Raw genomic sequence first — 11326 nt, 5'->3', positions numbered from 1 at the left:
TAGACGATTTTTTTTTGTATTTTTGCAAGCAATAATCAATAAACGTGTATTTATTATGTTTTTCACCGGCTTGATAATCGCTTTCGGCACTTTTCTTATTATCGGAGTATTCCATCCGATAGTAATCAAGACCGAATATTATTTTGGTACCGGCCCATGGTGGGTATTCTTGGTGTTGGGGATTGGCGCCATAATAGCCTCGCTTTGCATAGCCCAGGTTATCCTATCCAGTCTTCTGGGAGTGATTGGGGCGAGTTGCCTATGGTCAATAGGCGAACTGTTTGAACAGAAAAAACGTGTAGACCAAGGTTGGTTTCCTAAAAACAAGAATCGCCAATGAAGTCATTATTAATTCTGGTTGGCAAAACCACGAACAAGCATTTTGCGGCAGGCATCAAGGACTATACCGAGCGCATCGGCCACTACATGCCCTTTGAGATAATCACCATACCAGAAATCAAGAACACCAAGAGCCTCTCTGAAGAGCAGCAGAAAGATCGTGAAGGCGAGCTGATACTAAAACAGCTGCAAGCCTCAGATACGCTGGTGCTCCTGGACGAACATGGAGCAGAGTTGCGAAGCATAGAACTGGCCCAATGGCTCGAAAAGCGACAGCAGACATCGCGCCGCTTGGTGTTTGTGATAGGTGGCCCCTACGGTTTCTCTCCCGATGTCTATCAACGAGCCAACGACAAGCTGAGCCTCTCGCGGCTTACCTTCTCGCACCAGATGGTGCGTCTGGTATTTACCGAACAGCTCTATCGTGCTTGCACTATAATAAAAGGTGAGCCATACCACCATGAATAATAGACGACAAGAATAATAACTAATATCAGTAATATAATCATGAAGAAGAAAGTACTGCTTTTATCAGCTATCACAATGATGGTCATGTGCGCATCAGCCCAAGCGCAGCAACGCACAAGGTCGAGTTATGTTAACCCGATGATTGGTACAGCCGGTATGGGCCATACCTTTCCAGGTGCCTGTTCACCATTCGGTATCGTGCAGCTTAGTCCCGAGACCGACACCATTCCACAGAATGTGGATGGCAAGTATCAAACGGAGGTTTATTCCTATTGCGCCGGATACCAATATGACGACCCGACAATCGTAGGTTTCAGCCACACCCATCTGAGCGGCACTGGCCACAGTGACCTGGGCGACATTCTCATCATGCCCCAGACTGGCAAATTGCAGCTCAACCCCGGTACTGCAAAGGACCCCGACTCGGGCTATCGTTCACGCTATTCGCATGACACAGAAAAGGCATCGGTAGGCTATTACGAGGTGACTCTTGCCGACAACAATGTACGTGCGCAGTTTACCACCACTCCTCGCGTGGGCGTACATAAATATACATTCCCCGATGTAAGCGAGGCCCGCCTGATTATTGACCTCATGCACGGCATCTACAATTACGACGGCAAGGTGCTGTGGAGCACGCTGCGTGTGGAGAATGACACGCTGCTCACTGGTTATCGCATCACCAATGGATGGTCAAGAGCCAACTATACCTATTTTGCCATCAGTCTGAGCAAGCCTATCAAGACCTATGGCTATCGCGACATGAAGCAACTGAAGTACCGTGGCTTCTGGCGCAAGTTTGACATATACAACAATTTCCCCGAGATTGCCGGCCAGGGCGTTGTCACCTATTTCAACTTTGACAATACCGACCGCAAACCTATCACCGTAAAGGTTGCGCTTTCTGCTGTCAGCACCGAGGGCGCACTCAAGAACCTCAAAGCCGAAGCTGAAGGTTTGACATTCGAACAGGCCCGTGCCAAGAATGAGGCTCTGTGGGAAAAGGAACTTGCATGTATTGATGTAGAAGGAAGCGAAGACCAAAAGGCTATGATATATACATCTTTATATCATACGCTGATTAACCCTTCCATCTACATGGACGTGGATAGAAAATACCGTGGCGTAGATGGCAACATCCATGAAGCCAAGGACTTTGACAATTACACTATCTTCTCGGTTTGGGATACTTATCGTGCAGAACATCCATTCCTCCAGTTGGTAAAGCCAGAGCACAACCTGAATATGGTAAAGTCTATGATAGCCCACCAGCAGCAGAATCGCCTGCACATGCTGCCAGTTTGGAGTCTTATGGGCAATGAAGGCTGGTGCATGACGGGATACCATGCTGTTACGGTTGTAGCCGACGCTCTCGTCAAGGGCGCCGCTCTCAATGCCGACGAAGCTCTCCGCGCTATGGACGAGACCGCAAACTGCTCTTACTTCCCAAGCGTTGACAAATACAAGGAATTGGGATATGCTCCATACGACAAAGACAAGACAGCAGCATCCAACACACTCGAGTACTCATACGATGACTGGACCATCTATGCCGCCGCTCTCAAAATGGGACGCAAAGACATTGCGGACAAATATGCCAAGCGTGCCTTGTTCTATCGCAATACTTTTGACAAGAAGATAGGCTTTGCCTCTCCACGTTATGCCAACGGCGAGTTCAAGAAAGACCTGGATCCATACCAGACTTATGACGAGGGATTCATTGAGGGCAACTCGTGGAACTTCTCCTTCCAAGCTCCTCAGGATGTCAATGGTCTCATGAAATTGTATGGAGGCGACAAGGCTTTCCAAAAACGTATTGACGACTTGTTCCAGATGCACTTGCCAGAGAAGTACTATGTGGACAACGAAGACATTACCGAAGAGGGACTGGTTGGCGGCTATGTACATGGCAATGAGCCCAGCCACCACATTCCCTATCTCTACGCCTGGACTTCAGCTCCATGGAAATCTCAAGAGCGTCTGCGTACCATTATGGATCAGATGTATAAGAACAATATCCGTGGTTTGAGCGGTAATGATGACTGCGGCCAGATGTCGGCATGGTATCTGTTCTCTGCCATGGGTTTCTATCCCGTCTGCCCTGGTAGCGACCAGTATGTCATTGGCGCTCCTTTCCTGCCTTATATGCAGATTAATCTTCCCAATGGAAAGACCGTCACTATCAAGGCTCCTGGAGTAAGCGATCGCAATCGCTATATCCGCAACGTCCGCATAAATGGCCGTCCTTACACCAAACTCTATTTTACACATGACCAGCTGGTCAATGGAGCTACTATCGAGTTTGACATGACCTCCAAGCCCAACAAGAGCAGAGGATTGAAGGCTACGGACAAGCCATATTCTATGACCAAATAATAATAACAAGAGGGGGCACGGTCATCGTGTCCCCTCATTTTTAATATATAAAAGATGAATTTATTACTATCAACCATTATCAGTATCCTTACCTTTGGCGCCGTGGCAGACAATGGTAAAACCAACAACGCGCAGGCAATCAACAAGGCAATAGAAGCTGCGGCCGAAAAGGGAGGCGGAAAGGTCGTGGTTCCTGCAGGTACATTTGTGACTGGCACCATTTACCTCAAAAGCAATGTCATGCTTGTTCTGGAACAGGGGGCAGTATTGAAAGGCTCCCCACGCCTTGAAGACTATCAATCGCTAAAGACTACACTTGATTTGTCTAAATATGAAAGCGGTGAAGGAACGGTAAACTATAACAGCGCTACTGACCCAGAATGGTCGCGCTCGCTTATATTTGCCATAGGTGTACATAATGCAGGAATATGTGGCGAAGGAACCATAGACGGCGACAATGTACGCAATCCAAAAGGTGAAGAACACATGCGTGGTCCTCACACTGTCCTATTGGCGGGCTGTAAGGACATGAGTTTCTGCGATTTCACAGTTAATCATTCGGCCAATTATGCATTCTTGGCCTATCAGATAGAAAGCACCCGCTACGAACGAATCAAAATCAATGGCGGATGGGATGGAATCCATGTGCGCGGAGCCAAGCGTCTCCATATTAGCAACTGTAACATTCATTCCGGCGACGATGCTTTGGCTGGTGGCTATTGGGAAAAAGCGCAGATAACCAATTGCACGCTCAACTCATCTTGCAATGGTATACGCATGATAATGCCATCGACCAATGTACATGTATCTCATTGCCGATTTGAAGGTCCAGGTGTCTATCCACACATTACATCGGGCCGCACAGCGACAGAGTCTGCAATCAACATTCAACCCGGAGGATGGGGTAAAGCTCCCGGACGATTGGATGGTATATATATAAAGCATTGTATTATAAATAATGTACTGACTCCTATCTCTGTCACTTTAAGTGAAGACAACACAGCTGGTACAATCGTCATTGATGACGTCAAGGCCACCAATGTCAACCATATGGCATTATCAGTAAAAAGTTGGGGAAGCGCTCCCACTGATTTAGTCTGCATGCGCAATGTGCATATGGAGTTCGTGGGAAAAGATGACCCTACCCTTCCCTCTTGGTTTGACGGGAAAGATTTCAGCGAATGGCCAGTATTCCCATGTTGGGGCATGTATTTTAGAAATATTGGACAAGTAAAACTAAAGAACGTTACCCTCCAGCTGAAAGGAAAGGATTATCGCACACCCATCATCTATGACAACGTACATAAAAAGCCATCAACATCAGCTTGCAACATCATCACAAAAACCGCCAAGTAAATGATTGGCAATGTATATGGTATTAAAATAAAAAAAGCGGTCAGCTTCACAGCGACCACTTTCACTCTTCAATAGGTATTAGCTATTCTAAGGTAAAAAGATTGTTTTCAGGATAACATTTGCAAAGATACGCCTTTTTTTTTAACTGCCAAATAATTCTTTTAACTTTTTCAAAAAAAAGTTGCGAAAGAACAAAATCTTTCAAAAAAACAGCTCAAAATTGCAAACAACTGTAAATAAAGAGCATACGAAAGACACTAAAAAAATGTTGAAATAATTAATAATATTTATTTGGTATATCGGTCAATTATCCGTAACTTTGCAAATAATGATTGAACTCGAAAGACATATTGAAATCCTACTTTTGAGCAACGACTGTGTGATAGTCCCTGGTTTTGGGGGCTTCATGGCTCATCATGTAGATGCACGTTACGACGAACAGGAAAATCTCTTCTTGCCACCGCAGCGCACTATTGGCTTCAACCCTCAGTTGACGCTGAATGATTCTTTGTTGGCTCAATCATACATCGAAGCATACGACATCAGTTATCCAGAAGCCTTGCGCCGTATAGAGGACGAGGTAAGAGAACTGCGTCAGCATATTGAGTGTAATGGCAGTTACGAGCTATATGATTTAGGTATTATTCGCCTGAACGAGTATGGAAAATATGAATTTGAGCCATGTGAAGCAGGAATTCTTACTCCTGAATTGTATGGGTTAAGTTCATTCATAATGAAGCCGACAGCATCTTCATCTGTCCAAACCATTCCGGCAGCTATTGACAAACCCGATAAAGAGGTAAGCCCATTTGACATTTTGATGGATAGCGACGAAAAAGAAGAGGAACAGGAGCGTACCATCAAATTGAGCACCTTGCGCAATATTGCCGTAGCATGCATAACCATCATCGCATTTTTCTTTATCTCATCACCTATAAATAATTCTGATTTGAATTCTAACGAAGCACGTATCAATACTGATATGCTCCTAAGAATTATGCCACGTTGCGAGAATATAGAAAAGGCTCAACTAAAGTTAGACGTCGAGAATAAAGATTCCGTTGAGGCCGTTAAGAACAACATGGCAGAATCATCAGACACAATTAGCCACAGTCCTTATTATACTATTGTATTATGTAGCCGTGTAACAGTTAAAAATGCGAACACATATGTTGAGCAGCTACACAGGCAAGGACTCATGGAGGCTCGAGTGACAACGCAAGGAAACTATACCAAAGTGGTTTTAGGTCGCTTTTTATCTGAAAGAGAAGCCTCTTTAGAGGCAATTCGCATCCAGAAGAATACTGGCATCTCTGATTGTTGGGTAACTAAAATGAAAGACTGATGAAAAGAGTAAGATGCCCAAAATGCGATCAATATATACTATTTGACGAAACCAAATATACAGAAGGTCAATCACTTGTTTTTGTATGTGACAGGTGTGGAAAACAGTTTGGAATACGTATGGGAGTTTCCAAATTACGACGACTTCAACGTGATGAGAATCCCGAAGAAGAGGTAGAGGATACCACCTTCGGTTCGATTGTGGTAATCGAGAATATTTTCCATTATAAGCAGATTATCCCTCTCCATATGGGAGAAAACATAATAGGCAGATACATGAAAGGGTCTGGCATAAACTGTCCTATTGAAACTGTCGACCCGAGCATAGATATGCACCATTGTATTATTACTGTACAACGTGACAAAAATGGAGCATTAAAATATATACTCCGTGATGGACCAAGTTATACGGGCACATTTGTTGACAACGTAATCCTTGGCGACCGCGAACGTCGAGTCATACAGAACGGTACACTTTTCACCATTGGAGCCACAAGTATCATTCTCAAGACTCCTGATGGCGATGATGCGTAAAAAATATAACTAAACCTCCCATATTTCAAAAGAAAATTGTATCTTTGCACTTGCAGAAATTGCTAAAGTGTAACGATATTGAAAATTGCGATAGTTAAATATAACGCCGGCAACATATTCTCTGTAGAAAACGCACTGAAACGATTAGGTGTTAACCCTATACTCACAGATGACGTTGAAGAATTAGCATCTGCCGACAAAGTTCTTTTCCCAGGACAGGGAAAAGCAAGTGTTACGATGTCCTATCTCCGAGCACATCGCCTGGACGAAGTTCTTGTCCATCTTACCCAGCCAGTTTTGGGGATATGTATAGGCCAGCAGCTTATGTGTCGCCGTTCGGCTGAAGGTGACGTAGATTGCTTGGGCATATTTCCTATTGATGTAGAGAGGTTCCACCCTGAAAATAAAGAAGACAAAGTTCCTGCAATGGGTTGGAATCAACTTAATATTGTTAGCGACAACCCTCTGCTCAAAGGTCTCGGCGAACAATCTTATGCATATTTCGTACATAGCTATTACGTGCCAACATGTAAATGGACTACGGCAGAGGCATATCATATACTTCCATTTAGCGCATGCCTTTGCAAAGACAATTTCTATGCCACTCAATTCCACCCGGAAAAGAGTGGGAAAACAGGTGAAATCATTCTTAATAATTTCTTGAACCTATGATAGAACTTATACCTGCCATAGACATTATCAATGGTCAATGCGTAAGACTCACTTGTGGTGATTACGATGCTCAAACCGTATATAGCAAAAATCCAACTGATGTGGCGAAACATATTGAAAGTCTCGGATTTAAGCGTCTTCATGTCGTAGACCTGGATGGAGCGAAGTCACACCACATTGTCAATGAACACGTGCTCAAAGATATCACAAGCCAGACTCGATTAAAAGTAGATTTTGGCGGAGGGATAAAAACGCAGGAGGATATAGAAAAGGCTTTTGCAGCTGGTGCTTCTATGGTAACCATTGGCAGTGTAGCCGTTACCCAGCCTGAGCTTTTTGTTGAGTGGCTCAACCATTACGGAGCACATAGAATAATCCTCGGCGCAGACGTACGTTATGGAAAAATATCTGTCAACGGTTGGAAACAAGACTCAGAGATAGACCTCTTTGCATTCTTGGAACAATACATCAACCAAGGTGTAACACAAGTGTTGTGTACGGATATCAGCAAAGATGGAACCCTTTCCGGACCAGCCATCGAGCTATATGCAGATATCATGAAACGCCATCCCACCCTGCACCTTATAGCCAGCGGTGGTGTTTCGTCGACTGCAGACATCCATAACCTTGCCAAAGCGGGCATTCCATCCGTGGTATTCGGAAAAGCTTTTTATGAAGGGCGTATAGACACTCATAGTCTGTTTATCCCAAAGGGAATCACAAAGCGTATCATACCATGCCTTGATGTAAAAGATGGCAAGACTGTCAAGGGTACAAATTTCGTTAACCTGCGCGATGCTGGCGATCCAGTTGAACTGGGCAAGTCTTATAGTCAGGCCGGCGCGGACGAATTGGTATATTTGGACATAACCGCCAGTGCAGAAGGACGTAACACTTTCACGGAAATGGTAACTCGGGTAGCATCAGAAATCAATATTCCTTTCACTGTAGGAGGAGGCATCAATACCATTGATGATGTTGAACGCTTGCTCTATGCCGGTGCTGATAAGGTGAGTGTTAATTCTGCAGCAATTAAAAATCCCCAACTCATCAATGACATTACTGGAAAGTTCGGTTCTCAAGTATGCGTTTGTGCAATTGACGCAAAATATGAAGAAGGCCAATGGAATTGTTATATCAAAGGAGGTAGAGATCGTACATCTCTAACCTTGTATGATTGGGCACGTGAGGTAGAATACAGAGGGGCAGGTGAAATACTTTTCACCAGCATGAACCATGATGGGGTTAAAGATGGTTTTGCCATCGATGCACTGGCACATCTCTCTGAGATACTTTCAATTCCAATAATTGCCAGTGGTGGCGCTGGCAAACCAGAGCATTTTAGTGATGTGTTTAAGAGAGGAAAAGCTGATGCTGCTCTGGCTGCAAGTGTTTTTCATGTTGGAGAAATATGCATACCTGAACTTAAACAATATCTTAATGGTCAACATATAAACGTGAGATTGTAAACAATGACAAATATTGACTTCGACAAGATGGGCGGACTGGTTCCTGCCATAATACAAGATGCAACGACTCGTAAAGTGCTTATGCTTGGCTTTATGAACAACGAAGCATATGAGAAGACCATCAACACTGGGAAGGTAACATTCTGGAGCCGTTCCCGCCAATGCTTGTGGACAAAAGGAGAGACTTCTGGCAACTTCCTTGAGCTGGTAAGCATGCAACTCGATTGCGATTGCGACACACTGTTAGTCAAAGCCAACCCATTGGGACCTACATGCCACAAAGGTACTGACACATGTTGGGGTGAAGACAATAAAGCCGACCCAATCTTGTTTCTCTCCGAGCTGCAAGATTTTATTACAAACAGGTTTAAGCAGATGCCTGAAGGGAGCTATACCACAAGCCTTTTCAAGAAAGGCATAAACAAGATGGCGCAAAAGGTTGGCGAAGAGGCATGCGAAACCATAATTGAAGCAACCAACGGGACTAACGAGCATCTTGTTTATGAATCTGCAGACTTGCTGTATCACCTTATAGTACTTCTCACCAGCAAAGGGTTAAGTTTGAATGATGTGGCCATAGAACTGAAGAAACGACATGACCCCGAATGGGACCGGCAGCGTCGCATAGACAAGGCTAACAAATAAAACATATTAAGATATCATGCTAATAGAATATAATCACGTAAACATCTACCAACAAGATACTGTCATTCTTAAAGATGTCAATTTTGGCATCGACAAAGGTGAATTTGCCTATATCATCGGTAAGGTAGGTTCGGGCAAAAGTTCTTTGCTCAAGTCTCTCTATTGCGAACTCGACCTCTACATTGAAGATTGCGAAAAAGCAGAAATACTTGGCCGCAACCTGTTAACATTACGCCGTAAGGATGTTCCGGAACTACGACGCCATTTGGGCATTATCTTCCAGGATTTCCAATTGCTTCATGACCGCTCTGTATATCAGAACCTTTTATTCGTTCTGAAAGCAACAGGTTGGAAAGACAAGGCCAAAGTAGAAGCACGTATAGATGAAGTTCTGGAAACTGTTGGTTTATCTGACAAAAAGAACAGCATGCCACACGAACTGTCTGGAGGAGAACAACAGCGCATCGTTGTTGCACGTGCGATGCTCAATCATCCCGACATCATCATCGCAGATGAACCGACGGGCAATCTGGATCCCGAGACAGCAGAATACATAGTACGTTTACTCAAGGATATCACCTTAACCGGAACGGCAGTGATTATGTCAACTCACAATATACAAATGCTCGACAAATTCCCCGGCATAGTATATCGTTGCCACGATGGAAGCGTCAAGGACGTAACAAGCGAATATAATAGTATGGATCTCAGTGAAGATGCCCAGACAACAGATTAAGTAATAGAAGTATAAACATAATTTTCAATTCAATACACAGTATTATGAAAGTAATGAAATTTGGAGGCACATCAGTAGGCTCTCCTGAAAGAATGAAGAATGTTGCACAACTTGTCACAAAGTCAAATGATCAGACATTTGTAGTTCTCTCAGCAATGAGTGGGACCACCAATAGCTTAGTCGAAATCAGCGACTACCTCTATAAGAAAAATCCTGAAGGGGCCAACGAGCATATTAATGCTCTCGAAAATACATATATGCGCCATGTGGAAACCCTTTATTCTACAGAAGAGTATAAAGAGAAAACACGTTCATTCCTTCGTGAAGAGTTTAACTATCTGCGTTCTTTCACCAAAGACCTGTTTACTTCATTTGAGGAGAAGTCCATCGTCGCACAAGGTGAAATCATCAGCACCAATATGGTTGCCAACTATATGCAGGAGCAAGGATTCAACGTATGCCTGCTTAACGCCTTGGACTTTATGCGTACCGACAAGAATGTGGAGCCAGATCCACATTATATCAAGGAGAAGCTAACGGATATCATGAATGACCATCAAGGTCATCAAGTATATATCACACAGGGTTTTATCTGCCGTAACGCATACGGAGAAATAGATAATCTCCAAAGAGGAGGTAGTGATTACACTGCTTCTCTGATAGGTGTAGCACTAAACGCAGAAGAGATTCAGATATGGACCGACATTGATGGCATGCATAATAATGATCCACGTATCGTTGAGCACACGGAAGCCATCCCTCAACTCAACTTTGAAGAAGCCGCAGAGTTGGCTTATTTCGGTGCAAAGATTCTCCACCCTACCTGTGTACAACCAGCCAAATACGCAAGTATTCCTGTTCGTCTGAAGAACACATTGGATCCAGATGCTCCCGGAACCATCATTGACAATGTAATCATGCATGGCAAGATAAAGGCGGTGGCAGCAAAAGATAACATTACAGCCATCAAAATCAAATCATCGAGAATGTTACTTGCTACAGGTTTCCTCCGCAAAGTGTTCGAGATATTTGAGAGCTATCAGACCCCTATTGACATGATTGCCACCAGTGAGGTAGGCGTGTCAATGAGCATTGATAATGCCGCGCATCTTATGGAAATTGTAGATGAGCTTAAGAAATACGGTACCGTAACCGTTGATTCAGACATGTGTATCATATGTGTCGTTGGTGATTTGGACTGGAACAACTTGGGATTCGAGTCGTTAGCTACTCATGCAATGAAGGACATTCCTGTACGCATGATTTCATATGGCGGTAGCAATTACAACATATCATTCCTCATAAAGGAAGCTGACAAAAAGAGAGCTCTGCAGAACCTTAGCAAAGAACTTTTCGAACAAGCATAAGTAGTTAAAGGACATATTGA

General features: G+C 43.9%; 11 protein-coding genes and 1 pseudogene. All 12 read left to right on the top strand.

The window, feature by feature from the left end:
* Nucleotides 1-55: 55 nt before the first annotated feature.
* The 12 genes and pseudogenes from CIK87_RS08915 (at nucleotide 56) to CIK87_RS08865 (ending at nucleotide 11306) form a co-directional block, all read left to right on the top strand.
* Nucleotides 56-340, top strand: a complete 285-nt coding sequence (locus CIK87_RS08915) for a DUF4491 family protein (protein ID WP_094386884.1) — start codon at nucleotides 56-58, stop codon at nucleotides 338-340.
* On the top strand, nucleotides 337-807 hold the full coding sequence (rlmH, locus tag CIK87_RS08910; RefSeq protein ID WP_094386883.1) for a 23S rRNA (pseudouridine(1915)-N(3))-methyltransferase RlmH: 471 nt from the start codon (nucleotides 337-339) through the stop codon (nucleotides 805-807). Before CIK87_RS08915 ends, rlmH begins: the two co-directional genes overlap by 4 nt.
* Nucleotides 808-846: 39 nt before the next feature.
* Nucleotides 847-3183 carry a GH92 family glycosyl hydrolase gene (locus tag CIK87_RS08905; RefSeq protein ID WP_094386882.1) on the top strand — a complete coding sequence of 779 codons (2337 nt, stop codon included), beginning with the start codon at nucleotides 847-849 and terminating at the stop codon, nucleotides 3181-3183.
* Between the two features lie 54 nt (nucleotides 3184-3237).
* On the top strand, nucleotides 3238-4539 hold the full coding sequence (locus CIK87_RS08900) for a glycoside hydrolase family 28 protein (RefSeq protein WP_094386881.1): 1302 nt from the start codon (nucleotides 3238-3240) through the stop codon (nucleotides 4537-4539).
* 328 nt (nucleotides 4540-4867) lie between these two features.
* A complete protein-coding gene (locus CIK87_RS08895; RefSeq protein WP_022311440.1) occupies nucleotides 4868-5884 on the top strand; it encodes an SPOR domain-containing protein in 1017 nt (338 codons plus the stop codon).
* The gene (locus CIK87_RS08890) at nucleotides 5884-6417 is read left to right on the top strand and encodes an FHA domain-containing protein (RefSeq protein ID WP_022311441.1); all 534 of its coding nucleotides are present in this window, start codon (nucleotides 5884-5886) and stop codon (nucleotides 6415-6417) included. Before CIK87_RS08895 ends, CIK87_RS08890 begins: the two co-directional genes overlap by 1 nt.
* Before the next feature lie 78 nt (nucleotides 6418-6495).
* On the top strand, nucleotides 6496-7089 hold the full coding sequence (gene hisH, locus CIK87_RS08885) for an imidazole glycerol phosphate synthase subunit HisH (RefSeq protein ID WP_094386880.1): 594 nt from the start codon (nucleotides 6496-6498) through the stop codon (nucleotides 7087-7089).
* Nucleotides 7086-7772 (top strand): annotated as a pseudogene (hisA, locus tag CIK87_RS14660) (1-(5-phosphoribosyl)-5-[(5-phosphoribosylamino)methylideneamino]imidazole-4-carboxamide isomerase); the annotation flags it as partial. The gene hisH and the pseudogene hisA, both read left to right, overlap by 4 nt.
* Before the next feature lie 21 nt (nucleotides 7773-7793).
* Nucleotides 7794-8558 carry an imidazole glycerol phosphate synthase subunit HisF gene (hisF, locus tag CIK87_RS14490; RefSeq protein WP_254046537.1) on the top strand — a complete coding sequence of 255 codons (765 nt, stop codon included), beginning with the start codon at nucleotides 7794-7796 and terminating at the stop codon, nucleotides 8556-8558.
* Between the two features lie 3 nt (nucleotides 8559-8561).
* Nucleotides 8562-9203, top strand: coding sequence for a bifunctional phosphoribosyl-AMP cyclohydrolase/phosphoribosyl-ATP diphosphatase HisIE (hisIE, locus tag CIK87_RS08875; protein ID WP_094386878.1), 642 nt, complete (start codon nucleotides 8562-8564; stop codon nucleotides 9201-9203).
* Between the two features lie 16 nt (nucleotides 9204-9219).
* Nucleotides 9220-9939: a cell division ATP-binding protein FtsE gene (locus CIK87_RS08870; protein WP_094386877.1), complete on the top strand. Its 720-nt coding sequence runs from the start codon at nucleotides 9220-9222 to the stop codon at nucleotides 9937-9939.
* 44 nt (nucleotides 9940-9983) lie between these two features.
* Entirely contained in the window at nucleotides 9984-11306 is a 1323-nt protein-coding gene (locus CIK87_RS08865) for an aspartate kinase (protein WP_094386876.1), read from the top strand.
* Nucleotides 11307-11326 lie beyond the last annotated feature (20 nt).

It is taken from the genome of Prevotella sp. P5-64, assembly GCF_002251285.1.
Classification (GTDB): Bacteria; Bacteroidota; Bacteroidia; order Bacteroidales; family Bacteroidaceae; genus Prevotella.
The sequence above is the reverse complement of the archived record's forward strand: the minus strand, read 5'-3'. Positions and strand labels throughout refer to the sequence as shown.

What these genes read in the sequence shown, in the direction of transcription:
- CIK87_RS08915 (WP_094386884.1), top strand. Translation starts at nt 56, where the DNA reads ATGTTTTTCACCGGCTTGATAATCGCTTTCGGCACTTTTCTTATTATC.
- rlmH (WP_094386883.1), top strand. Translation starts at nt 337, where the DNA reads ATGAAGTCATTATTAATTCTGGTTGGCAAAACCACGAACAAGCATTTT.
- CIK87_RS08905 (WP_094386882.1), top strand. Translation starts at nt 847, where the DNA reads ATGAAGAAGAAAGTACTGCTTTTATCAGCTATCACAATGATGGTCATG.
- CIK87_RS08900 (WP_094386881.1), top strand. Translation starts at nt 3,238, where the DNA reads ATGAATTTATTACTATCAACCATTATCAGTATCCTTACCTTTGGCGCC.
- CIK87_RS08895 (WP_022311440.1), top strand. Translation starts at nt 4,868, where the DNA reads ATGATTGAACTCGAAAGACATATTGAAATCCTACTTTTGAGCAACGAC.
- CIK87_RS08890 (WP_022311441.1), top strand. Translation starts at nt 5,884, where the DNA reads ATGAAAAGAGTAAGATGCCCAAAATGCGATCAATATATACTATTTGAC.
- hisIE (WP_094386878.1), top strand. Translation starts at nt 8,562, where the DNA reads ATGACAAATATTGACTTCGACAAGATGGGCGGACTGGTTCCTGCCATA.
- CIK87_RS08870 (WP_094386877.1), top strand. Translation starts at nt 9,220, where the DNA reads ATGCTAATAGAATATAATCACGTAAACATCTACCAACAAGATACTGTC.
- CIK87_RS08865 (WP_094386876.1), top strand. Translation starts at nt 9,984, where the DNA reads ATGAAAGTAATGAAATTTGGAGGCACATCAGTAGGCTCTCCTGAAAGA.